We start from the raw sequence: 22,350 nt of genomic DNA on the forward strand, positions 1-22,350 counted from the left end.
GACCGGGCCCGACACAGTGTGCATCACCCGGAGCTTTTCATGACTTCCCCGAAACAACCGCCGGTAGCCGACGCCTTGGGCGACGAGCAGGCAGAGCTGCCAGACAGCGTCGACTCCAGCGCTGACAGCGAGACCAAAACCGCGATCCCGGCGTTCAAGTTCCCGTTCAAGCCGGGTGAGCTGCAGGCCACCAAGGACGCCAGCCAGCCGTGGTACAAGAACGGCGCCAAGAATGGCCACACCAAGACCCCGGGGATGGCGCCTCCGGGGACACGCCGTTCGATGGGCAAGCGTTAGGGGTCACAGCGATCAGCGCCCGGTGCCTATTTCATCCCCAGGCGCTTGGCCATCCGCCCGAGATTAGCCCGGTCCAGGCCCAGCTCGCGGGCAGCGCTCGCCCAGTTGTGGTGGTGGCGTTCCAGGCAGGCGCCGATCAATTGGCGCTGATAACGCTCGGTGGCTTCGCGCAAATCGCCCGTCACCGTTTCCACGGCCGCAGTGGTGGGTTGCTCGGCGCTGACTTCGACGCTGCCATGCGGCAGATCGAGGTCGGCGGCACTCAAGCTAAGAATCTTCGGCCGCTCCTTGCAGTTACCCAACGCCTTCAACGCACTGCGGCCGATCAGGTGTTCCAGTTCGCGCACGTTGCCGGGCCAACCGTAGGCCAGCAACGCAGCCTGGGCATCGGTGCTCAGGCGCAGGCTGTTGAGGCCCATGCGCGAGCGGTTCTGTTCGAGGAAGTAACCGCTGAGCAGCAACACATCTCGCCCACGGTCACGTAGCGCCGGCACCAGCAAGGGGTAAACACTGAGCCGGTGATAGAAGTCGGCGCGGTAGCGGCCACTGCGCACTTCCTCGGCCAGGTCGCGATTGGTGGCTGCGATCAGTCGCACATCGACCTGATGCTCCTTGTCCGAGCCCAATCGCTGCAGCTGGCCGCTTTGCAGCACGCGCAGCAATTTGGCCTGCACCGTCAGTGACAGTTCGCCCACCTCGTCAAGAAACAGCGTACCGCCATTGGCCAGTTCGAACTTGCCGCGCCGGTCATTCATCGCGCCAGTGAAGGCCCCGCGGACATGCCCGAACAGCTCGCTCTCCACCAGCGTGTCCGGCAAGGCGGCGCAGTTGAGGCTGATGATGGGTTTATCGGCGCGAGGCGAGGCGGCATGGATGGCCTGGGCCACCAGCTCCTTGCCCACCCCGGTTTCGCCGGTGATCAGCACCGTCAGATCGCTGCCGCCCACCAGATTGATTTCTTCCACCAGGCGTTTGTGCGCTTTGCTTTGACCAATCATCTCGCGGTTTTGCTGGCCGCTGGCCTGGCGGTACACCTCGGCGCGCTGGTGTTCGTCTTCGACCCTGTTGTTCAAGCGCTCGATGCGTTCGGCCGCGTTGACTGTCGCCGCCGCGAGGCTGGCGAAGGCCTCCAGGGCGTCGAGTTCGATCGGTTCGAACTGTTCCGGGTTGAGGGCGTCGAGTGTCAGCAGGCCCCACGGCCGTTCGTCGATGAACAACGGGCAACCCATGCAGTCGTGGACTTCCAGATGATCATCCAGGCCATCGACCAGGCCGTCATACGGGTCGGGCATCTCGCTGTCAGCGGCAAACCGCGTAGGGCCGCTACTGCTGAGCAGGGCCTGGAAGCGCGGGTGTTCGCTGACCTTGAAGCGCCGGCCGAGGGTGTCGGTGCTCAAGCCGTCGACAGCCAGCGGCACCAGCCATTCGCCATCGAGGCGCAGCAGGGCGGCGGCATCACAGGGGAGCAAGGCGCGCATGGCTTCCAGCAAGCGTCGATAGCGTTCGCCCTCGGGGAGTTCTCGGGACAGGTCCGCGACCAGTGGCAACAGCGCGGTGAGCAGGGATTTTGCAGTCATAGTGACTCCGTGTAGTCGATAAGACTATAACCTGCTGTGTGTCGTAATGACTACCATGTTGTTAACTGTATGATTTATAACGATTTAATAGTTGGCATGGAAACTGATAAGCCTAAGGCAACTGTTACGAAAACCCCGTTGCCCAGGAGTCACCTTATGCTGAGCGTTCAAGACCGTGCCATCGTCAAGTCCACTGTGCCATTGCTGGAAAGCGGTGGCGAAGCGCTGATCACTCACTTCTATCGCATGATGCTTTCCGAGTATCCAGAAGTGCGTCCGCTGTTCAATCAGGCCCACCAGGCTTCCGGTGACCAGCCGCGCGCCCTGGCGAACGGTGTATTGATGTACGCCCGCCACATCGACCAGCTCGATCAGTTGGGCGACCTGGTGGCCAAGATCATCAACAAGCACGTGGCCCTGCAAATCCTGCCGGAACACTATCCGATCGTCGGTAGCTGCCTGCTGCGTGCCATTGCCGAGGTGCTGGGCGAAGAAATCGCCACCCCTGAAGTGATTGCGGCATGGGGGGCGGCTTACGGCCAGCTGGCGGACATCCTGATCGGTGCCGAAACCAGCATCTACGACCAGAAGGAGCAGGCACCGGGCGGCTGGCGCGGGGCGCGGGAATTCATCGTGGCGGCCAAGGTCGAGGAAAGCGCGGAAATCATCTCCTTCTACTTCGAGCCGGCTGACAAGGGGCCGATCCTGGCTGCCGAGCCTGGCCAGTACATCGGCATGAAACTGATCCTCGATGGCGAAGAGATTCGTCGTAACTATTCGCTGTCGGCCTTGGCGAACAAGGGCCAGTACCGCATCAGCGTCAAGCGTGAAGACGGCGGGCGCGCCTCCAATCACTTGCACGATCAACTGCATGTAGGGGCGAGCATCCAGCTGTTCCCGCCATCGGGCGAGTTCACCCTGAGCGCCAGCGACAAACCGTTGGTGCTGATCAGCGGCGGCGTCGGCATCACTCCGACCCTGGCCATGCTGGAAGCGGCGCTGGAAACCGAGCGGCCGGTGCACTTTATCCACTGCGCGCGCAACGGCAGCGTCCACGCCTTCCGCGACTGGATCGACGGGCTGGCCGAGCGTCATCCGCAACTCAAGCGTTTCTACTGCTACGCCGAAGATGACGGCGTCAGCCCGGCGGCGCACAAGGTCGGGCTGCTGAGCCAGGAACAACTGGCCGCCTGGTTGCCCGAAGAGCGTGACGTGGATGCTTACTTCCTGGGGCCAAAAGGCTTCATGGCGGCGGTCAAGCGTCACCTCAAGGCGCTGGGCGTACCTGAGAAGCAGAGCCGTTACGAGTTCTTCGGGCCGGCTGCGGCGCTTGAATAAACGCTAAGCGCACATCCACACACACCTGTAGGAGCCAGGCTTGCCGGCGAAGGCGATCTCATGAACGCCTTCGCCGGCAAGCCGTGCTCCTACAGGTTTGCATAGAGTTCCCAATCAAATGTACGGTGTGTATCAGCCTTTGAGTTCCTTCAAGTGCTTGTACACCGTCGCCCGGCCCATGTTCAGTACATTGGCCACATAATTGGATGCACTCTTGCCCTTGAAGGCGCCTTCGGCGTGCAGGGCCAGCACCAGTTCGCGTTTGTGGTCGCGGGTCAGCAGGTTCAGGCTCAGCTGGCGTTCGCGCAGCCAGGCGTGGAGGAAGGTGTTGATCCGCTCCTGCCAGTCATCGCGAAACAGTGAGTCGGGCTGCGGAATCAGCTTGGTCGGTGAGAGGAACAAGTCCAGCGCGGCCTTGGCATTCTCGAACAGCGAAATATTCAGGTTGATGCACAGCACCGCCAGCGGGTGTCCCTCGCGGTCGCGCAGCACGGTACTGAGGCTGCGAATCTTCTGACCATCCCAATTGAGCTTTTCGTAGGGCCCGATGTTGCGTTCGCTGACATCGTCACTGAGCATGTCCTCCAATGCCGAATCGTCACCGATTTCCCGTTTTGACAGGTTGTTGGCGATGTAGTCGACCTTTTGCGTGCGCAAATCGTGCAGCACCACCTCGGCGTGGGGGAAAAACAGCGTGGCAATGGCATCGGCGATGGCCCGGAAGTTATCCAGGGACGTCTCGTTCAGGACCGGGTCTTGTTCAGGTGCGTTCATTCAGTGGGGCTCCGGGCAGCTTCAGCGCCCCGTAAAACAGGACGCTGAAAGTGTGCCGCAATCGAGTCGGCGCGTCACCTGAGGGTAACAATCAGCCCAGGCGGGCAGGGGACAGCATCCCGGCATTCAGGCCGAAACGGCTGAGGGGCTCGGGCAGCGGTTCGCCACGAACCAGCGCGGCGCTGGCCTGGCCCATGGCTGGCGAGGTTTGGATACCGTAGCCGCCTTGTGCCGCCACCCAGAACAACCCCGGCACCTGCGAATCGAAACCGGACAGCAAGTCGCCATCGCTGACAAAACTGCGCAGGCCGGCCCAGGTTCGGGTCGGGCGGCGGATGGTCAACGTGGTGGCTTCCTCGATCTGGTAGATGCCCATGGCAATGTCCAGTTCTTCGGGTTGCACGTCGTGGGGTTCGACCGGGTCGGCGTTGGCCGGCGAGCCGAGGAACATCCCGGCGTCGGGTTTCATATAGAAGGATTCGTCGAGGCTGACCAGCATCGGCCAATGATGGATGTCCACACCCTCGGGGCCGGCGAAGATGAACGCGGCGCGACGCTTGGGTTGCAGGCCCAGTGGCCGGGCACCGGCCATTTCGCCGATCTTGTCGGCCCAGGCGCCGGCGGCGTTGATGATCACCGGTGCGCTGAAGGTCTGCCCCTGGGTTTGTACCTGCCACAGGCCTGCGGCATCACGGGTCAGGCTCAGGACTTCGGCGTCGGTATGAACTTCACCTTGATTGCGCCGGATACCACGCAGGTAGCCCTGGTGCAGGGCATCGGTGTCGATGTCGCTGGCGGTCGGATCGTAGATCGCACCGTGGACTTTTTCCCGGCGCAGGATCGGCAGGCGCACGCAGGCCTCTTCGGCGCTGAGCAATTGCATTTCAGGCACCGTGGCCTTGGCGCTCAGGTACTGGTTTTTCAGTTCGGCCGGATCGCCGGTGAAGTCCACTGTCATCTCGCCACGCGGGGTCAGTAGCGGGTGTTCGCAGAAACCGCTGGGCGGGTTGTCGAAGAAATCCCGGCTAGCTTGGGTCAGCGCCCGAACTTGCGGCGTGCCATAGGCGGCGGTGTAAAGCGCGGCGGAACGACCGGTGGAGTGATAGGCCGGATGGGACTCGCGTTCGAGCACGATCACGCGACTGTGCTGCGACAGCCAGAAACCGGTGGAAGCGCCGGCAATCCCGCCGCCGATGATGATGAAGTCTGCCTGGCTCATGAAGGTCTCCTGATCAAGCGCAAATGCCGAAATTGTTGAGATCCTCTGTAGGAGCAAAGCTTGCTCGCGATAGCGGTGTATCAGCTCACATCAATGTTGAATGTAAGTACGCCATCGCGAGCAAGCTTTGCTCCTACAGGGATTTGAGGTGTTAGTGCTGCAGGCGGTAGATGGCATTGGCCAGCGCAATGTCTTCCAGGCCCAGCCCGATGGAGCGGAAGAACACATGGCGTTCGTAGTTGGGGCGCAGCACCTTCTCGCTGAGCAGGTCGGCCAGGTCGCCGACAATCGCATTCTTGTCCCAGCCATGCTGTTCAGCGGCAATCAGCATCTCGCCGGCCGAACCGGGGGTGGTCACACGGTAGTCGCAGAATACCTGCATGTCATTGAGGCTTTGCGGCGGCACCTCGTGGGCGCGCGGTGCGTTGGTGCTGATGGAGGTGATCAGCGCTGGTTTGCCCAGGCTCGACGGATCGATCACCGGACCTGCGGACGAGGTGCAGAGCATGATGACGTCCGCGTCGCTAATGGCGGCCTCGCGACTTTGCGCAATGTTCAGGCGCGGCTCGATACTTTTCAGCAGGCTTACCGTTTCAGGGTCTTCGCTCAGGCTTGGCGAGTACAGGCTGATGCTCTGCCAGTCGCGCAGGCCCTTTACGTAATGCAGGTGCGCCTGGGCCACTTTGCCGCTGCCGATGATTGCCAGGCGGCTTGCCTTGAGCGGCGCGAGGGCGTCGACCGCTACTGCCGTCGTCGCCGCGGTCCGGGCGGTGGTCAGTTCGCCGGCATCGCACAGCAACAGCGGCTGGCCGGTTTGCATCGACATCAGCAGCGTCCACGCCGTCACCAATGGCCCCTGTTCGCGCACGATGTAGGGCGAGGTCTTGACCCCGTACACGCCGTCTTCGGCCAGCACGCCCAGGTAGTTGATGAAGTCGCCAGCACCCTGGGGAAATTCCACCAGTTGCTGTGCCGGCTGCACGGCTTGCCCGGCGGCCAGGTCGCGGAACAGTTTGCGCAGGATCTGCGGCACGTCGACCTGCGCCAGCAACTCGCGGGCCTGGGTTTGATTGATCACGTAAGGGGTGCTGGACATGGTCGGCTCCGGGAGCTTGGCGTAAACTAATTTGTCCATTATGGACTTTTAGTTATCTCTGGCAATCTCCGGGCGAAAAAAAAGCGCAGTCCGTTTCCGGCTGCGCTTGTTCCCTCAACGGCACTCAGTGCGGCCGTTTGCGCTCAATCGGCCGCAATAGATGCGTCGGAGGTGTTTCACAGCTGATCTTGCGTCCCAGCTTTTCTTCGATGGCCGGTAGCTGGTAGGAGTCGTCTTCGCCGGCAAAGCTGATGGACACACCGTCGGCACCGGCACGACCGGTACGACCGATGCGATGCACGTAGTCGTCCGGGACTTCCGGCAGGGTGAAGTTGATCACGTGGCTGATGCCGTCGATGTGGATGCCGCGACCGGCCACGTCGGTGGCGACCAGCACACGAATGTGACCTTCGCGGAAACCTTCCAGGGTCTTGATACGCTTGTGTTGCGGCACATCACCCGACAGCTGCGCGGCGTTGACGCCGTCGCGCACCAGGCGTTCTTCGATGCGGCGCACTTCATCCTTGCGGTTGGCGAAGACGATGACCCGTTCCCAGCCGTTGTCGGTGACCAGGTTGTAGAGCAGTTTGTATTTGTCGGCACCGGCCACCGCGTAGATGTGTTGCTCGACGTTTTCGTTGGCCACGTTCTGCGACTCGATCTCGACGATGGCCGGGTCGGTGGTCCATTGCTTGGCCAGGTTCATCACGTCTTCGGTGAAGGTCGCGGAGAACAGCAGCGTCTGGCGCTCGGACTTCGGCGGAGTCTGGCGAATGATCTGACGCACTTGCGGGATGAAGCCCATGTCGAGCATGCGGTCGGCTTCGTCCAGCACCATCACTTCGACCATGTCCAGGTGCACGTCGCCGCGCTGGTTGAAGTCCAGCAGGCGGCCCGGCGTGGCCACGAGGATGTCGCAGTGACGGGCCTCGAGGTGCTTGAGCTGCTTGTCGAAATCCATGCCGCCGACGAACGTCATGACGTTCAGGCCGGTGTACTTGGTCAGGTCGGCCGCGTCCTTGGCGATCTGCACCACCAGTTCGCGAGTCGGGGCGATGATCAGTGCGCGCGGCTCACCCATGTAGCGCTCTTTCGGCGGTGGGGTCTGCAGCAGCTGGGTGATGATCGAGATCAGGAACGCCGCGGTCTTGCCGGTACCGGTCTGCGCGCGGCCGATGGCGTCTTTGCCGGCGAGGGTGAAGCCCAGCACCTGGGCCTGGATTGGCGTGCAGTACGGGAAGCCCAGGTCCTGGATGGCGTGCATCAGTTCGGGGGCGAGCTTGAAATCGTGGAAACGGGTCTTGCCTTCCTGGGGTTCGACGACGAAGTCTTCGAGTTTCCACGGGATGACCGGCGCCTTCGGCTTCGGTTCGCGGCGGGGTTTGGCAGGTTTTGGCGTTTCGCTGCGTGGCTGCTCGGGGGCAGAGACCACCGCAGGCTGGTCGGCCGGCGTGCTCGCAGGCTCATGTTTCGGTGCCGCTACGGCGGCGGTCCGGCCAGGCTGACTACCGTCGGTGCGGTGGCTGGGGGCGTGAGAAGGAGCGCTGGGGACTGGCGCGAGTTGCTCAGTCTCGCTTTTACCGAACATTTTCTTGAGTGCTTTGAGCACGGTCATCTCATCAATTGGTTAAGGAATGTACGCCGGCCAGTGTAATGCAAGAATCGGGCGCGGCGTAGAGGGATGGATCAAAGGGCGTTTTTAAACATTATTGTTTAGCGCAGGCGCTCGGCGAGCCACACGCCGATGTCGCGAATCTCCTCGGGTAACACTTCATGCCCCATTGGGTACTCTTGCCATGTCACGGTGACACCACGCTGTTTCAAATGCTCGTAGGCACTGCGTCCCATCGAGTTCTGCACCACGTCATCGTACTGGCCGTGCAGCGACAGCACCGGAATGCGCTGCTGGCTGGCGGACAGTTCCAGCGTTTCGCTGAAGGTCGGTGCATAAGTAGAGAGGGCAAGTACGCCACCTAACGGACCCTGCCATTTCAGAAACGCGGTGTGTAGAACCACGGCGCCGCCCTGGGAAAAACCTGCCAGGAAAATTCGCGAGGCGTCTATTCCGCTGGCGCGCTGACCTTCGAGCAATTCGATTATCCAGTTGGCCGATTCTTCCAGTTGCTCGGGGTTGATCGCGCGGGCCGGGCTCATGGCCAATATGTCGTACCAGCTCGGCATCTCGTAACCGCCGTTGATGGTGACGGCACGGGTCGGTGCCTGGGGCAAGACGAAGCGTGTACCCAGCAAAGTTTCCTGCAGCGCTTCGGCCACCGGCAGGAAGTCGTAGCGATCGGCGCCCAGGCCGTGCAGCCAGATCACGCAGGCATCTGCGGTCTTGACGGGTTCAAGAATCAAGGGATTGGTCATGGCTGCTCCAAATATGTGCGTGCGCGCTGATTGAGTGCGAGGTGCGAGTGCGCGCCTGGTTGATCAGTTACGAAGATGTCGCAAGGTTACAAGTTTTGCTATTGACCTGTCGCTTAACCGCTTAAGCGGTCGGTGTGGTACGGGCTTTGCTATAGGGATGTTGGTACGAAAATCCCACATCTGTCGGTAACACTATCAGGCCATTGTTGGCAGTGGGATAGCAAAAAATCCGGTAATGGATGTTCGCCAGTGGCCGCTACGGGCTTCGCGAACGAGAAAGGGCTACAGCCCGTTCGGCCGATTGGTGAGAAGTGAGTTGTCCTTTATGTGGATTTTCTCCTACTAGACTCATGGCTACGGTCCTACGTCGGTTGACCCTAAAAAAAGCCAACACGGGTCACCACCGCCTCAAAAGGGTGCGACTGGACTCACGCTCCGACACAACAAGAGCAAAACTGGAGGTTTGAATGAAGATGTTGAAATCCACCCTGGCAGTCGTGACTGCAGCCGCGGTACTCGGCGTCAGTGGGTTCGCTCAGGCGGGCGCGACCCTGGATGCAGTGCAGAAGAAAGGTTTCGTACAGTGCGGCGTCAGCGATGGCCTGCCTGGCTTCTCGGTTCCGGATTCCACCGGCAAGATCGTCGGCATCGATGCCGACTACTGCCGTGCCGTGGCCGCTGCCGTATTCGGCGACGCGACCAAGGTCAAGTTCAGCCAGTTGAACGCCAAGGAGCGCTTCACCGCGCTGCAGTCGGGCGAAATCGACATCCTGTCGCGCAACACCACCATGACCAGCTCCCGTGACGCAGGCATGGGTCTGAAATTCCCTGGTTTCATCACCTACTACGATGGCATCGGCTTCCTGGTCAACAACAAACTGGGCGTCAAGAGCGCCAAAGAGCTGGACGGCGCGACCATCTGCATCCAGGCCGGTACCACCACCGAACTGAACGTTTCCGACTATTTCCGCGGCAACGGTCTGAAATACACCCCGATCACTTTCGACACCTCCGACGAGAGCGCCAAGTCGCTGGAATCCGGTCGTTGCGACGTACTGACCTCCGACAAGTCCCAGCTGTTCGCCCAGCGCAGCAAGCTGGCCTCGCCGAAGGACTACGTAGTGCTGCCGGAAACCATTTCCAAGGAGCCTCTGGGCCCGGTCGTGCGTAACGGCGACGACGAGTGGCTGGCCATCGTGCGCTGGGTTGGCTACGCCATGCTCAACGCTGAAGAAGCAGGCATCACTTCGAAGAACGTCGAAGCCGAAGCCAAGGGCACCAAGAACCCGGACGTCGCTCGTCTGCTGGGCACCGACGGTGAATACGGCAAAGACCTGAAAGTGAAGAAAGACTGGGTCGTGCAGGTCGTCAAGCAAGTCGGCAACTACGGCGAAGTGTTCGAGAAAAACCTCGGCAAGAGCACTCCGCTGGAAATCGACCGCGGGCTGAACGCCTTGTGGAACGCTGGCGGCATTCAATACGCACCACCAGTGCGCTGATGGTTCTATCACCCGGTGGGCCAACCACCGGGTGATGTTCTGTTCCATTCTTTGCGGGGCACTTCATGCAAAATTCAATCGGCGCACCAAAGCAGAGGCTCAGCCTCAGCGATCCACGAGTGCGTGCGTGGGTATTCCAGATCCTCACCATTGTCGGTGTGGTCTCGCTAGGCTGGTATCTGTTCGACAACACACAGACCAACCTGCAACACCGGGGCATTACCTCCGGCTTTGACTTTCTGGAGCGCAGTGCCGGGTTCGGCATCGCTCAACACCTGATCGCCTACACCGAAGCGGACAGCTATGCCCGGGTGTTTGTCATCGGCTTGCTCAACACCTTGCTGGTGACCTTCATCGGCGTGATCCTGGCGACCATCCTCGGCTTCATTGTCGGTGTGGCACGGCTGTCGAAGAACTGGATCATCGCCAAGGTGGCGACGGTGTACGTGGAAGTCTTCCGTAACATCCCGCCACTGCTGCAGATCCTGTTCTGGTACTTCGCGGTGTTCCTGACCATGCCGGGGCCGCGCAACAGCCACAACTTCGGCGACACCTTCTTCGTCAGCAGCCGCGGCCTGAACATGCCGGCGGCGCTGATGGCCGATGGTTTCTGGGCGTTCATGATCAGCATCGTCGTGGCCATCGTCGCCATCGTGCTGATGACCCGCTGGGCCAACAAGCGCTTTGAGGCCACCGGCGAGCCGTTCCACAAGTTCTGGGTCGGCCTGGCGTTGTTCCTGGTGATCCCGGCCCTGTGCGCGCTGGTTTTCGGCGCGCCGGTGCACTGGGAAATGCCGCAGCTCAAAGGCTTCAACTTCGTCGGTGGCTGGGTGCTGATCCCGGAACTGCTGGCCTTGACCCTGGCGCTGACGGTGTACACCGCGGCGTTCATCGCCGAGATCGTGCGTTCGGGCATCAAGTCGGTCAGTCACGGCCAGACCGAGGCGGCGCATTCCCTCGGCCTGCGCAACGGTCCGACCCTGCGCAAGGTGATCATCCCGCAAGCCCTGCGCGTGATCATTCCACCGCTGACCAGCCAATACCTGAACCTGGCGAAGAACTCCTCGCTGGCGGCCGGTATCGGGTATCCGGAGATGGTGTCGCTGTTCGCGGGCACGGTGCTGAACCAGACCGGCCAGGCGATCGAGGTGATTGCCATCACCATGAGCGTGTACCTGGCGATCAGCATCAGCATTTCCCTGCTGATGAACTGGTACAACAAGCGCATTGCGCTGATCGAGCGGTAAGGAATAGCGCATGAGTACTCATACTTTCAAACCTGATATGCCACCGCCGGCCAAGGTCTTCGGCCCGATGGCGTGGATGCGCGCGAACATGTTCTCCAGCTGGCTCAACACCCTGCTGACCCTGTTCGCGTTCTACCTGATCTACCTGGTGATCCCGCCGATCCTGCAGTGGGCGATTCTCGATGCCAACTGGGTCGGCACCTCCCAGGCCGACTGCACCAAGGAGGGCGCCTGCTGGGTGTTCATCCAGCAGCGCTTCGGCCAGTTCATGTACGGATACTACCCGCCGGAACTGCGCTGGCGCGTGGACCTGACGGTGTGGCTGGCGATTGTCGGCGTGGCGCCGTTGTTCATCTCGCGCTTTCACCATAAGGCGGTGTACGGGCTGAGCTTCCTGGTGCTGTACCCGATCATTGCCTGGTGCCTGCTGCATGGCGGCGTATTGGGTCTGGACGCCGTGGCGACCAGCCAGTGGGGCGGCCTGATGCTGACCCTGGTGATCGCCACCGTCGGCATTGCCGGTGCATTGCCGCTGGGGATCGTCCTGGCATTGGGGCGTCGTTCCAACATGCCGGCGATTCGTGTGGTGTGCGTGACCTTCATCGAATTCTGGCGCGGCGTGCCGTTGATCACGGTGCTGTTCATGTCCTCGGTGATGCTGCCGTTGTTCCTGCCTGAAGGCATGAACTTCGACAAGCTGCTGCGGGCGCTGATCGGCGTGATCCTGTTCCAGTCGGCCTACGTGGCCGAAGTGGTGCGCGGCGGCCTGCAAGCGATCCCCAAGGGTCAGTACGAAGCCGCCGCAGCAATGGGCCTGGGCTACTGGCGCAGCATGGGCCTGGTGATTTTGCCGCAAGCCCTGAAGCTGGTGATCCCCGGCATCGTCAACACCTTCATTGCGCTGTTCAAGGACACCAGCCTGGTGATCATCATCGGCCTGTTCGACCTGCTCAACAGCGTCAAGCAAGCCGCCGCCGATCCGAAATGGCTGGGCATGGCCACTGAAGGCTATGTGTTCGCCGCCCTGGTGTTCTGGATTTTCTGTTTTGGTATGTCGCGCTATTCCATGCATCTGGAACGCAAGCTCGACACAGGCCACAAGCGTTAGGAGTTCTTTTTATGAGCGAAGCAATCAAGAAGCCTGTGAGCCCTGAAGGCATTATCCAGATGCAGGGCGTGAACAAGTGGTACGGCCAGTTCCACGTACTCAAGGACATCAACCTCAACGTCAAGCAGGGCGAGCGTATCGTTTTGTGCGGTCCGTCGGGTTCGGGCAAGTCCACCACCATTCGCTGCCTCAATCGCCTGGAAGAACACCAGCAGGGCCGCATCGTGGTCGATGGCGTGGAACTGACCAACGACCTCAAGCAGATCGAAGCGATCCGCCGCGAAGTCGGCATGGTGTTCCAGCATTTCAACCTGTTCCCGCACCTGACCATCCTGCAGAACTGCACCCTGGCGCCGATGTGGGTGCGCAAGATGCCCAAGCGCAAGGCCGAGGAAATCGCCATGCACTATCTGGAACGCGTACGCATTCCGGAGCAGGCGCACAAGTACCCGGGGCAACTGTCCGGCGGTCAGCAACAGCGTGTGGCGATTGCCCGTGCGCTGTGCATGAAACCGAAAATCATGTTGTTCGACGAACCGACGTCGGCACTCGACCCCGAGATGGTGAAAGAGGTGCTGGACACCATGATCGGCCTGGCTGAAGACGGCATGACCATGCTCTGCGTGACCCACGAAATGGGCTTTGCCCGTACCGTGGCCAACCGCGTGATCTTCATGGACAAGGGTGAAATCGTCGAGCAGGCGGCGCCGAACGACTTCTTCGACAACCCGCAGAACGAACGCACCAAGCTGTTCCTGAGCCAGATCCTGCATTGATCGAAGCCAGGCCATAAAAAAACCCGGACCTGGTCCGGGTTTTTTTTGCCTGTCGTTCAGGTACGTCTCAGGTCGCCACTCGCGCCCCGGCGAGACTGCCGCTCAATTCATACGCCGCCAATTCCGCCTGATGCGCCGCCAACAACTCCGGCAACGAGCCGCGCAGGTACTCCACCCAGGTCTTGATCTTCGCATCCAGGTACTGCCGCGACGGATAGATCGCGTACAGGTTCAGCTCCTGGGAGCGGTACTTGGGCATCACCCGCACCAGCGTGCCGTTACGCAAGCCGTCGATCGCTGCGTACAGCGGCAGTACACCAACGCCCATGCCGCTGGTGATCGCGGTTTTCATTGCGTCGGCCGAGTTCACCAGGAACGGCGAGCTGTTGATGGTGACCATTTCCTGGCCCTCGGGGCCGTCGAAGGCCCACTTTTCCAGGGGGATGACCGGGCTCACCAGGCGCAGGCAGGCGTGGTTCAGCAGGTCGCTGGGTTTTTGCGCGCAGCCGTTGGCTTTGACGTAGGCGGGCGATGCGCAAACGATGCTGTAGGTAATCCCCAGGCGCTGGGAGACGAAACCTGAGTCCGGCAGTTCGCTGGCGAGCACGATGGACACGTCGTACCCCTCGTCCAGCAGGTCCGGCACGCGATTGGCCATGGTCAGGTCGAAAGTCACGTCCGGGTGGGTCTTGCGATAGCGGGCGATGGCGTCGATCACGAAGTGCTGGCCGATGCCGGTCATGGTGTGCACCTTGAGCTGCCCGGCCGGGCGCGCGTGGGCGTCGCTGGCCTCGGCTTCGGCTTCTTCGACGTAGGTCAAAATCTGCTCGCAGCGCAGCAAGTAGCGCTTGCCGGCTTCGGTCAGGGCGATGCGTCGTGTCGTTCGGTTGAGCAGACGGGTTTGCAGGTGGGCTTCCAGGTTGGAGACCGCGCGCGAGACGTTGGCCGTGGTGGTGTCCAGTTGCACGGCGGCGGCGGTGAAGCTGCCGGCCTCGGCCACGTAACTGAAGGCGCGCATGTTTTGCAATGTGTCCATGGGGTGCTCTCGGGTTCGATGGCAAATTGTGACACGAAGTTTCAGGGGCTGAATCCCCTACAAAGGGATTATCGCGTTAACGGTAACAAAGATTCACAGGAATCCCAGCTTATCGCCTTCAAAACCCACCCCTAGAATTACGCCGTTCCCACGTACGTTCCCCACCTCAGGAAATCGCAGCAGTGCCGCGTCGCATCAGCAGAGCGCTTCAACCCCTCAGTATTCTGGCTTTAACCCTGGCAATCAGCGGCTGCATCGGAACCGGAGGTATTGCCCCCCAGGGCAAGGCGCTGGAGGCTGATTCACTGGCCACCGACGAAGCCATCCAGAGCGCGGCACAGGATGCGCATTGGCCCACCGCCCAATGGTGGCAGGCTTATGGCGATCCGCAACTCAATCGCTGGATCGACCTGGCCGTGCAAGGCAGCCCGACTATGGCCATGGCCGCCGCGCGGGTGCGTCAAGCCCGGTCCATGGCCGGTGTCGCCGAGTCGGCCGAGTCGATGCAGATCAACGGCCAAACCACCCTCAAGCGCCACAACTGGCCCACCGATCAGTTCTACGGCCCCGGCGATCTGGCCAACAGCACCACCTGGGACAACAACGCCGCGCTGGGCTTCAGTTACGCCCTCGACCTCTGGGGCCGTGAAAGCAACGCCACCGAGCGAGCCGTGGACATGGCCCACATGACGGTCGCCGAAGCGCGTCAGGCGCAGCTCGAATTGCAGAACAACATCGTGCGCGTCTACATCGAACTCTCGCTGCATTACGCGCAGCGGGACATCGTCGAAGCGACATTGAAGCAGCAACAGCAAATCCTCGATCTGGCGCAAAAACGCCTGAACGGCGGCATCGGCACCCATTTCGAAGTCAGCCAGGCCGAGACACCCCTGCCGGAAACCCATCGCCAGATCGATGCACTGGACGAGGAAATCGCCCTGAGCCGCAACCAACTGGCTGCCCTCGCAGGCAAAGGACCAGGGGAGGGCGCGCAATTGCAACGGCCGACCCTATCGCTGGGCGCAGCGCTGAAGCTGCCGTCGTCGTTGCCGGCGCAGTTGCTCGGGCAACGTCCGGACGTCGTCGCCAGTCGCTGGCAAGTGGCAGCGCAGGCCCGGGGTGTCGATGTGGCGCATGCAGGCTTCTATCCCAACGTCGACCTGGTCGGCAGCCTGGGCTACATGGCCACGGGCGGCGGGGCGCTGGAGTTCCTGACCGGCAGGAAACTCAACTACAACGTGGGCCCGGCGATTTCCCTGCCGATTTTCGACGGCGGCCGTTTGCGCGCGGAGCTGGGTGAGGCTTCGGCGGGTTATGACATCGCTGTGGCCAGGTACAACCAGACCCTGGTCAACGCCCTGAAGAACGTCTCCGATCAGTTGATTCGTCGCGAGTCCATGGACAAGCAGCAAACCTTCGCCGCCGAGTCGGTGGCCACGGCGCAGAAAACCTACGACATCGCGATGATCGCTTACCAGCGCGGGCTCACCGATTACCTCAACGTGCTCAATGCGCAGACGCTGTTGTTCAAGCAGCAGCAGGTGCAGCAACAGGTGCAGGCGGCGCGCTTGAGTGCGCATGCGGAACTGGTGACTGCATTGGGTGGTGGCCTCGGCGCCGGTAACGACGTGCCGACAGACAGCCAGACCGCCGCTCCGAAGACCCCGGTCCTTTTGCGGTGAACACAACACCTGTAGGAGTGAGCCTGCTCGCGATGGGGACGGCACATCCAACATTGATGTCGACTGATACTCCGCAATCGCCAGCAGGCTGGCTCCCACAGGTCCCGAGTCAGGACTTAATTTCTTTGAGCAGGTTTTCATGACGCCCTTGCCCGCACCCTTGCGCTGGCTCTGTTCCCTTGAATGGCGCCGGGGTTTCTTCGACTGGGCACGCAGCGACGGCGTGACCTGGGTTTACATTTTCAAGGTGTTGATCGCAGCGTTCCTGACCCTGTGGCTGGCGATGCGCCTGGAATTGCCGCAACCGCGCACGGCGATGATCACCGTGTTCATCGTCATGCAGCCGCAAAGCGGCCAGGTGTTCGCCAAGAGTTTCTATCGCTTGCTCGGCACCTTGGCCGGTTCGGCGGTGATGGTGGCGTTGATCGCCCTGTTCGCGCAGAACACCGAACTGTTTCTCGGCGCGCTGGCAATCTGGGTCGGCATCTGCTCGGCCGGCGCGGCGCGCAGTCGCAACTTCCGCGCCTATGGTTTCGTGCTGGCCGGCTACACCGCGGCGATGGTCGGATTGCCGGCGCTGGCGCACCCCGAGGGCGCGTTCATGATGGCGGTCTGGCGGGTGCTGGAAATCTCCCTGGGGATTCTCTGCTCGACACTGGTCAGCGCCGCGATCCTGCCGCAAACCACCAGCGCGGCCATGCGCAATGCCTTGTATCAGCGCTTCGGGGTGTTCGCCCTGTTCGTCACCGATGGCTTGCGCGGCCGCAGCAAGCGCGACGCATTCGAGGCCAGCAACGTGCGCTTCATCGCCGAGGCAGTAGGGTTGGAAGGGCTGCGCAGCGTGACGGTGTTCGAAGACCCGCACATGCGTCGGCGCAACGGTCGTCTCAGTCGCCTGAACAGCGAGTTCATGGGCATCACCACGCGTTTCAACGCCTTGCACCAGTTGCTCGAACGCCTGCGCAGCAGCGGCTGCGACCATGCGGAGGCGGCGATCAAACCGGGTTTGCAGGATCTCGCAGAGCTGCTCGACGGCTTCAGCGGTCGCGCCCTGACCAGTGCCGATGCGGCACGGCTGGTCACAGCGCTGACGGCGTACAAGGAAGGTTTGCCGTCACGGGTGCGCAGCCTGCGGGCGATCTATCAGCAGAGCAACCCGACTGACGCCGAACAACTGGATTTCCACACCGCCTACGAACTGCTCTATCGCTTCGTCGATGACTTGCACAGTTATGCACAGACCCACGCGTCCCTGGCTGATCACAGTCATGAGCGAGAGAATTGGGACGAACCCTTCACACCGCAAACCAACTGGCTGGCGTCGGCGGCTTCGGGGATTCGTGCCTCGTTCATTCTCCTGGTGCTGGGCAGCTATTGGGTGGCCACGGCGTGGCCGAGCGGGGCAACCATGACCTTGGTCGCCGCTGCCACCGTGGGGCTGTCCGCCGCCACGCCGAACCCCAAGCGCATGGCGTTCCAGATGGCTTGCGGCACCTTGCTCGGAGCGGTGATCGGCTTCGCCGAGATGTTTTTCATTTACCCGTGGATCGATGGTTTCCCCTTGCTGTGCGTGACGCTCGCACCGGTGTTCGTGCTGGGCGCGTTCCTGGCATCGCGGCCGCAATACGCGGGCGTCGGGGTGGGCTTGCTGATTTTCTTCAGCATCGGTTCGGTACCGGACAACCTCACGGTCTACAACCCCTACACCTTCATCAACGACTACATCGCCATGGTGATCGGCATGCTGGTGTGCGCGGCGGCCGGGGCAATCATCCTGCCGCCCAACAGCCGCTGGTTGTGGCGACGCCTGGAACAGGATCTGCGTGGCCAGGTGGTGTACGCCATCAGCGGCAAGCTCAAGGGCCTGGCGTCGAGCTTCGAAAGCCGCACCCGCGATCTGGTGCATCAGGCCTACGGCTTCGCGGCGGGGCAGCCGCAGGTCCAACGCGACCTGCTGCGCTGGATGTTCGTGGTGCTGGAAGTCGGGCACGCGATCATCGAATTGCGCAAGGAACAGGCGATCCTGCCGGTGCATCCGGCGTACGCCGAATCCCAGCCGTGGCGCCAGTCGATCCGCGTGATGGGCCGTTCGCTGGTGCGGCTGTTCCTGCAACCGGGCCAGAGCAATCTGGAGCGCGCCCTGATCGCCGTCGACCATGCCATCAGCCGCGTGCAAGCCACCGATGAGCCCTTCGCCCCGCACTTCGATACGTCGGCGTTACGTCGGGTAAAGAGTTACCTGCACTTCATTCGCACTTCGTTGCTGGATCCGCAATCGCCCCTGTCCAGCTACGCCCAGGACCCAAGGACTTGAACATGCCCCGTGAAATCGCCTTCCACGGCGTCTACATGCCGACCATGACCCTGATGTTTTTGATTGCCGCAGTGTTGGCTTGGGGATTTGACCGGTTCCTGTCCGGGTTTGACCTGTACCGCTTCTTCTGGCACCCGGCGCTGCTGCGCCTGAGCCTGTTTACCTGTCTGTTCGGCGCCCTGGCGCTGACTGTCTACCGTTGAGAACGCACTGATGAAAAAGCTTTTCAGCCTGCTCGCGACCCTGTTGGTGCTGGCCCTCGCGATATGGATCGGCCGCTCCCTGTGGGAGCACTACATGAATACTCCATGGACCCGCGATGGCCGGGTGCGCGCCGACATCATCAACGTGGCCGCCGATGTCACGGGCGAAGTGGTGGATGTGCCGGTACGCGACAACCAATTGGTGAAGAAGGGCGATCTGTTGATGCGCATCGACCCCGAGCATTACCGCCTCGCGGTCAAGCAGGCGCAGTCACTGGTGGCATCGCGCAAGGCCACCTGGGAGATGCGCAAGGTCAACGCCCATCGCCGTGCCGACCTGGACAACCTGGTGATCTCCAGGGAAAACCGCGACGACGCCAGCAACATCGCCGACTCGGCCCTGGCCGACTACCAGCACGCCCAGGCCCAACTCGAAGCCGCCGAACTCAACCTCAAGCGCACCGAAGTGCGTGCGGCCGTCGACGGCTACGTGACCAATCTGAACGTGCATCGCGGTGACTACGCGCGCATCGGCGAAGCGAAGATGGCCGTGGTCGACATGAACTCGTTCTGGGTCTACGGCTTCTTCGAAGAAACCAAGCTGCCCCACGTGCGCGTCGGCGACAAGGCCGACATGCAACTGATGAGCGGCGAAGTGCTCAAGGGCCATGTGGAAAGCATCTCGCGCGGCATCTACGACCGCGACAACCCGGAAAGCCGCGAGCTGATCGCCGACGTCAACCCGACCTTCAACTGGGTGCGCCTGGCCCAGCGCGTGCCGGTGCGGATTCACATCGATGAAGTGCCGGAGGGGGTGCTGTTGGCGGCGGGGATTACGTGCACGGTGGTGGTGAAACAGAGCTCCGAATAGCCGGCGTCGTCAGGCTGCCGCGATCATCGATGTCAATCAACAACTCCCGTTGTCGGGATTGACCCGCACCTCCGGCAACCTGGAACTTATTGCTGTCTTGTTGCGCAATCGCGTAGAACCCGGTGTCTGCATTGGGGCGGCCGATCAGGAGGAATCCGCCGATACCAAACTTTGAGTTGAGTGTGCCGTCGGGATTGAGCATCACCAGAAGCCCCTGCTTCAGCTCACCCAGCGGCTGCGCAAGGCCGGCGACCAGGATTCGGCCGTTATCCAGGATATGGCAATGGTTCAGAGACGTGGAGGCCGCTGCATCCGGCAGTTTGATTTCAACCCGCCCGTCATTACCGAACGTTCTTACCGGGAAACCCAGGGCATCAAATTTGAGAAGCGTCGCTGTTTCGACTGCGCCCGTGCCTGTTGTGTAGTTGGCTCCAGCGATAATGCTGCCACTGGCAAGGGTCTTGATTACAGTCGCTCCACCCATGGAGGGCGCGCGATCGCTCGTGTTTCTGACGATGACTCGTCCATTGTCACCGAAGTTCTTGTCCCAGGCGCCATGTCTGTCGATGCACTGAATCTCCAGAGGTGGGGCCTGGTAGTCAGGTGATCTTGACCAGCCGACCATAAAGACTCGACCGTCGGCTATGGCTGTGTGCTCACAGGCTCCATCGCGGTTTCCCGCTGTGTAGTTGGAAGGAGTGGGTAGGCGCCGGGCAGTCATGTCGACTCCCTCCTGCATCAAGCTTCAGTTGCCGGGAAGCAAACTTTGAACTGACCTGACGCAGGTTGTCTACTGTCAACTCTGACAGTAGACAAGGATAAATGCTGTGTGTGGGGGCTGCGATTCGACGCGCCCCGGTCTTACTCCTTGCAAAACGTCTCGTGCAAATGCCGCCAGAAAATCTTCCCATCCTCCTTCTCGAACACCACGGTAGAGCGGCGATCCGAGTGCAGTCCCGTCGCATCGGTCTGATGCTCGCGATAACTCACGGTCGCACCGCCGTCATGCAACGAGATGCCACGCAGCTCGCTGAGTTCGATCCTGAACCCGAGTTTCTTGCCGCCCGCCATCAGGAACAATTCGTTCAACGCCGCAAAATCCAATACCCGTCCTAACGGCGAGACCATGGAAAATTGCGCTGAAAATCGCGTCAGCAACTGTTCGAGTTCGGACAGTTTTCGTTCCTCGGAGAGCCATTGTTCGATGGCCACGTGGGCCTGGATTACTTCTTCAAAGTATTCGGTGAAGTCGGTCATGTTGTTTCCCGAAAATTCTACAGCGACTGTTCTGACGTCTTCGCGAGCAGGCTCGCTCCCACAGGGGAATGCATTTCAACTGTGGGAGCCTGCTCGCGAAAGTGTCGACTCGGTGTCAGAGCTGCCCGCGCAACCCGAATCGCTTCATCAACGCCGACTCCAGCAAGCCCTTGGGCAACAACCCCGCCATCAATGGCAATGCCCGACTGCCGTTGCCGAGACGAATCAGCCGTGGCGGCCTGCTCTGCTGCACGGCCTTGAGTAACCCGGCGGCAAACTCACTGGCCGGCGTCGGGTTGTCCTGGGAGGCCTTGGCCCGTGCCCGAATGCCTTCGCGCAGCGGGAACCAGGGTGACTGTTCGCTGATCAGTTGCTCGGCTTCGTGGCCGGCATTCTTGGCGAAACTGGAGGCGATGGCGCCTGGCTGCACCTCCATGACCCGCACGCCAAACGGTGCCAGTTCCATGCGCAAGGCATCGCTCAAGGCATGCACCGCGGCTTTGGAGGCGCAGTAAGCGCCTGCGAACGGCGTCACCAGAACCCCCGAAACGCTGCCGATATTCACCACGATGCCTTTGGCCCGACGCAATACCGGAAACAACGCCCGGGTCACGCCAACGATGGCGAACACGTTGGTTTCGAACTGGCGTTGCATCGCCTGCACGCCACCATCGAGCAACGGGCCCATGGCGCCATAGCCGGCGTTATTGATCAGCACATCGAGGCCGCCATATTGCCGGTTGATCCGTTCGCTCAGCTGTTCGAGTGCCTGGCCATCGTTGACATCCAGTTGCACGGCGGTAAAACCGGCGGCGGTCAGCGCTGCGACATCTTCAGCCTTGCGGGCGCTGGCCCAGACTTCGTAGCCGGCCGCCTTGAACGCATCGGCGAGGGCGCGGCCGATGCCGCTGGAACATCCGGTAATCAACGCAACGGGCATGGCGCGGTCCTTGTGCAAAACGGTGTGGGAAAGCTCAGTCGGAGAAACTACCGTGCAAACGCTCGGCGCGAAACTCCAAAGTTTCCGGGCGATAGCCGGGGCGCAGTGGCGGCAACGGCAAGCAGTCTTCCCAGTTGCCACCGGCCTGTAACTCGCCAGGCCCGCGGTAGCGTGGGGCGGTGTACTGATTGTCGGCGAGGTTGACCGTGTCGCCCGGCGCATAAGCGGCAACACGCCAGCGCAATTCGGTCAGTGGTACATCGTTGCCGTTGTTCATGGTCAGTTGCAGCGGTCGGTCTGCCGGACAGTGCTGCGGTGCGTAGCTGATGCGCAACTCCAGGCGCTCCAGTTGCTTGAGCTCGCGGTGATCCATCCAGATGACCCAGGTCGCGACGATGCCCAGGCCCACGGCAGCCGCCATGGACACCGGCAAGGCCTTGGCCGGATAGCGCAGCAACAGGATCAGCCAGGTGATGACCAGCAGGACGCCGATGAACATGACGCGAAACCTTGTGGGATGGAGAAGACCATCCTACCTAAGCGTGGGGGAGGTTGGCGATGGCTGAGATTTTTGCGGCGGATGTGCTGGCCTCATCGCGGGCAAGCCCGCTCCCACAGTGATTAGCGTCGAGCACAAAATCTGTGAACAACAGATAACCCTGTGGGAGCGGGCTTGCCCGCGATGAGGCCGGCCGAGGCAGCACAAAAAAACAAGCAAAAAAAGCCCCCGCCCAACCCACTGCGGA

General features: G+C 61.5%; 21 protein-coding genes. 10 read left to right on the plus strand and 11 right to left on the minus strand.

The genetic code is table 11. The annotated features are described in order from the left end of the window. Positions 1-39 precede the first annotated feature (39 nt). On the plus strand, positions 40-297 hold the full coding sequence (locus PMI35_RS31550; protein WP_008054462.1) for a hypothetical protein: 258 nt from the start codon (positions 40-42) through the stop codon (positions 295-297). Between the two features lie 26 nt (positions 298-323). On the opposite strand, the gene norR is transcribed toward PMI35_RS31550, so the two are convergent. Beyond that, positions 324-1,874: a nitric oxide reductase transcriptional regulator NorR gene (norR, locus tag PMI35_RS31545; protein ID WP_008054463.1), complete on the minus strand. Its 1,551-nt coding sequence runs from the start codon at positions 1,872-1,874 to the stop codon at positions 324-326. Positions 1,875-2,030: 156 nt separating this feature from the next. Between norR and hmpA the strand changes: the two genes are divergently transcribed. Beyond that, entirely contained in the window at positions 2,031-3,212 is a 1,182-nt protein-coding gene (gene hmpA, locus PMI35_RS31540) for an NO-inducible flavohemoprotein (protein WP_008054464.1), read from the plus strand. A gap of 132 nt (positions 3,213-3,344) precedes the next feature. Here hmpA and PMI35_RS31535 read toward each other — a convergent pair whose 3' ends face one another. The 5 genes from PMI35_RS31535 to PMI35_RS31515 form a co-directional block, all read right to left on the minus strand. After that, positions 3,345-3,986 (minus strand): helix-turn-helix transcriptional regulator, encoded by a 642-nt coding sequence (locus PMI35_RS31535; RefSeq protein WP_008054465.1) that lies wholly within the window; start codon positions 3,984-3,986, stop codon positions 3,345-3,347. 91 nt (positions 3,987-4,077) lie between these two features. Further along, positions 4,078-5,205 carry an NAD(P)/FAD-dependent oxidoreductase gene (locus tag PMI35_RS31530; protein ID WP_008054467.1) on the minus strand — a complete coding sequence of 376 codons (1,128 nt, stop codon included), beginning with the start codon at positions 5,203-5,205 and terminating at the stop codon, positions 4,078-4,080. Between the two features lie 151 nt (positions 5,206-5,356). Beyond that, on the minus strand, positions 5,357-6,301 hold the full coding sequence (locus PMI35_RS31525) for an ornithine cyclodeaminase family protein (RefSeq protein WP_008054468.1): 945 nt from the start codon (positions 6,299-6,301) through the stop codon (positions 5,357-5,359). Positions 6,302-6,425: 124 nt separating this feature from the next. Further along, on the minus strand, positions 6,426-7,916 hold the full coding sequence (rhlB, locus tag PMI35_RS31520) for an ATP-dependent RNA helicase RhlB (RefSeq protein ID WP_008054469.1): 1,491 nt from the start codon (positions 7,914-7,916) through the stop codon (positions 6,426-6,428). Positions 7,917-8,014: 98 nt separating this feature from the next. Continuing rightward, on the minus strand, positions 8,015-8,671 hold the full coding sequence (locus tag PMI35_RS31515; RefSeq protein ID WP_008054470.1) for an alpha/beta hydrolase: 657 nt from the start codon (positions 8,669-8,671) through the stop codon (positions 8,015-8,017). Between the two features lie 467 nt (positions 8,672-9,138). On the opposite strand from PMI35_RS31515, the gene PMI35_RS31510 reads away from it, so the two are divergent. The 4 genes from PMI35_RS31510 to PMI35_RS31495 all read left to right on the plus strand — a co-directional run bounded on the left by PMI35_RS31510 (position 9,139) and on the right by PMI35_RS31495 (position 13,301). Continuing rightward, the gene (locus PMI35_RS31510) at positions 9,139-10,170 is read left to right on the plus strand and encodes an amino acid ABC transporter substrate-binding protein (protein ID WP_008054471.1); all 1,032 of its coding nucleotides are present in this window, start codon (positions 9,139-9,141) and stop codon (positions 10,168-10,170) included. 65 nt (positions 10,171-10,235) lie between these two features. Next, positions 10,236-11,417: an amino acid ABC transporter permease gene (locus PMI35_RS31505; RefSeq protein WP_008054472.1), complete on the plus strand. Its 1,182-nt coding sequence runs from the start codon at positions 10,236-10,238 to the stop codon at positions 11,415-11,417. 10 nt (positions 11,418-11,427) lie between these two features. Next, positions 11,428-12,525, plus strand: a complete 1,098-nt coding sequence (locus tag PMI35_RS31500) for an amino acid ABC transporter permease (protein WP_008054473.1) — start codon at positions 11,428-11,430, stop codon at positions 12,523-12,525. A gap of 11 nt (positions 12,526-12,536) precedes the next feature. Next, complete coding sequence (locus tag PMI35_RS31495) at positions 12,537-13,301, plus strand: amino acid ABC transporter ATP-binding protein (protein ID WP_007905492.1); 765 nt, start codon at positions 12,537-12,539, stop codon at positions 13,299-13,301. 67 nt (positions 13,302-13,368) lie between these two features. Here PMI35_RS31495 and PMI35_RS31490 read toward each other — a convergent pair whose 3' ends face one another. Further along, positions 13,369-14,337, minus strand: a complete 969-nt coding sequence (locus tag PMI35_RS31490) for a LysR family transcriptional regulator (RefSeq protein WP_008054474.1) — start codon at positions 14,335-14,337, stop codon at positions 13,369-13,371. A gap of 182 nt (positions 14,338-14,519) precedes the next feature. Here PMI35_RS31490 and PMI35_RS31485 point away from each other — a divergent pair, with 182 nt between their 5' ends. The 4 genes from PMI35_RS31485 to PMI35_RS31470 all read left to right on the plus strand — a co-directional run bounded on the left by PMI35_RS31485 (position 14,520) and on the right by PMI35_RS31470 (position 19,407). Further along, positions 14,520-16,019: an efflux transporter outer membrane subunit gene (locus PMI35_RS31485; protein ID WP_008054475.1), complete on the plus strand. Its 1,500-nt coding sequence runs from the start codon at positions 14,520-14,522 to the stop codon at positions 16,017-16,019. A gap of 139 nt (positions 16,020-16,158) precedes the next feature. Continuing rightward, positions 16,159-18,333: an FUSC family protein gene (locus tag PMI35_RS31480; protein WP_008054476.1), complete on the plus strand. Its 2,175-nt coding sequence runs from the start codon at positions 16,159-16,161 to the stop codon at positions 18,331-18,333. A gap of 2 nt (positions 18,334-18,335) precedes the next feature. After that, positions 18,336-18,536 (plus strand): DUF1656 domain-containing protein, encoded by a 201-nt coding sequence (locus PMI35_RS31475; protein WP_008054477.1) that lies wholly within the window; start codon positions 18,336-18,338, stop codon positions 18,534-18,536. Positions 18,537-18,546: 10 nt separating this feature from the next. Further along, positions 18,547-19,407 carry an efflux RND transporter periplasmic adaptor subunit gene (locus PMI35_RS31470; protein WP_008054478.1) on the plus strand — a complete coding sequence of 287 codons (861 nt, stop codon included), beginning with the start codon at positions 18,547-18,549 and terminating at the stop codon, positions 19,405-19,407. On the opposite strand, the gene PMI35_RS31465 is transcribed toward PMI35_RS31470, so the two are convergent. The 4 genes from PMI35_RS31465 to PMI35_RS31450 form a co-directional block, all read right to left on the minus strand. After that, a complete protein-coding gene (locus PMI35_RS31465) occupies positions 19,370-20,128 on the minus strand; it encodes a hypothetical protein (RefSeq protein ID WP_008054479.1) in 759 nt (252 codons plus the stop codon). The two genes, PMI35_RS31470 and PMI35_RS31465, sit on opposite strands and share 38 nt — an antisense overlap. 140 nt (positions 20,129-20,268) lie before the next feature. Next, positions 20,269-20,664 (minus strand): hypothetical protein, encoded by a 396-nt coding sequence (locus tag PMI35_RS31460; protein ID WP_008054480.1) that lies wholly within the window; start codon positions 20,662-20,664, stop codon positions 20,269-20,271. A gap of 115 nt (positions 20,665-20,779) precedes the next feature. Beyond that, positions 20,780-21,604 carry an SDR family oxidoreductase gene (locus tag PMI35_RS31455; RefSeq protein ID WP_008054481.1) on the minus strand — a complete coding sequence of 275 codons (825 nt, stop codon included), beginning with the start codon at positions 21,602-21,604 and terminating at the stop codon, positions 20,780-20,782. A 34-nt stretch (positions 21,605-21,638) separates the two neighbouring features. After that, on the minus strand, positions 21,639-22,103 hold the full coding sequence (locus PMI35_RS31450; RefSeq protein WP_008054482.1) for a hypothetical protein: 465 nt from the start codon (positions 22,101-22,103) through the stop codon (positions 21,639-21,641). Positions 22,104-22,350 lie beyond the last annotated feature (247 nt).

This window comes from Pseudomonas sp. GM78 (assembly GCF_000282475.1).
Taxonomy (GTDB): Bacteria; Pseudomonadota; Gammaproteobacteria; order Pseudomonadales; family Pseudomonadaceae; genus Aquipseudomonas.

Bases quoted from the DNA above. Each gene is read 5' to 3' on its own strand.
- PMI35_RS31550 (WP_008054462.1), top strand. From the start codon at position 40: ATGACTTCCCCGAAACAACCGCCGGTAGCCGACGCCTTGGGCGACGAG.
- norR (WP_008054463.1), bottom strand. From the start codon at position 1,874: ATGACTGCAAAATCCCTGCTCACCGCGCTGTTGCCACTGGTCGCGGAC.
- hmpA (WP_008054464.1), top strand. From the start codon at position 2,031: ATGCTGAGCGTTCAAGACCGTGCCATCGTCAAGTCCACTGTGCCATTG.
- PMI35_RS31535 (WP_008054465.1), bottom strand. From the start codon at position 3,986: ATGAACGCACCTGAACAAGACCCGGTCCTGAACGAGACGTCCCTGGAT.
- PMI35_RS31530 (WP_008054467.1), bottom strand. From the start codon at position 5,205: ATGAGCCAGGCAGACTTCATCATCATCGGCGGCGGGATTGCCGGCGCT.
- PMI35_RS31525 (WP_008054468.1), bottom strand. From the start codon at position 6,301: ATGTCCAGCACCCCTTACGTGATCAATCAAACCCAGGCCCGCGAGTTG.
- rhlB (WP_008054469.1), bottom strand. From the start codon at position 7,916: ATGACCGTGCTCAAAGCACTCAAGAAAATGTTCGGTAAAAGCGAGACT.
- PMI35_RS31515 (WP_008054470.1), bottom strand. From the start codon at position 8,671: ATGACCAATCCCTTGATTCTTGAACCCGTCAAGACCGCAGATGCCTGC.
- PMI35_RS31510 (WP_008054471.1), top strand. From the start codon at position 9,139: ATGAAGATGTTGAAATCCACCCTGGCAGTCGTGACTGCAGCCGCGGTA.
- PMI35_RS31505 (WP_008054472.1), top strand. From the start codon at position 10,236: ATGCAAAATTCAATCGGCGCACCAAAGCAGAGGCTCAGCCTCAGCGAT.
- PMI35_RS31500 (WP_008054473.1), top strand. From the start codon at position 11,428: ATGAGTACTCATACTTTCAAACCTGATATGCCACCGCCGGCCAAGGTC.
- PMI35_RS31495 (WP_007905492.1), top strand. From the start codon at position 12,537: ATGAGCGAAGCAATCAAGAAGCCTGTGAGCCCTGAAGGCATTATCCAG.
- PMI35_RS31490 (WP_008054474.1), bottom strand. From the start codon at position 14,337: ATGGACACATTGCAAAACATGCGCGCCTTCAGTTACGTGGCCGAGGCC.
- PMI35_RS31480 (WP_008054476.1), top strand. From the start codon at position 16,159: ATGACGCCCTTGCCCGCACCCTTGCGCTGGCTCTGTTCCCTTGAATGG.
- PMI35_RS31475 (WP_008054477.1), top strand. From the start codon at position 18,336: ATGCCCCGTGAAATCGCCTTCCACGGCGTCTACATGCCGACCATGACC.
- PMI35_RS31470 (WP_008054478.1), top strand. From the start codon at position 18,547: ATGAAAAAGCTTTTCAGCCTGCTCGCGACCCTGTTGGTGCTGGCCCTC.
- PMI35_RS31465 (WP_008054479.1), bottom strand. From the start codon at position 20,128: ATGACTGCCCGGCGCCTACCCACTCCTTCCAACTACACAGCGGGAAAC.
- PMI35_RS31460 (WP_008054480.1), bottom strand. From the start codon at position 20,664: ATGACCGACTTCACCGAATACTTTGAAGAAGTAATCCAGGCCCACGTG.
- PMI35_RS31455 (WP_008054481.1), bottom strand. From the start codon at position 21,604: ATGCCCGTTGCGTTGATTACCGGATGTTCCAGCGGCATCGGCCGCGCC.
- PMI35_RS31450 (WP_008054482.1), bottom strand. From the start codon at position 22,103: ATGTTCATCGGCGTCCTGCTGGTCATCACCTGGCTGATCCTGTTGCTG.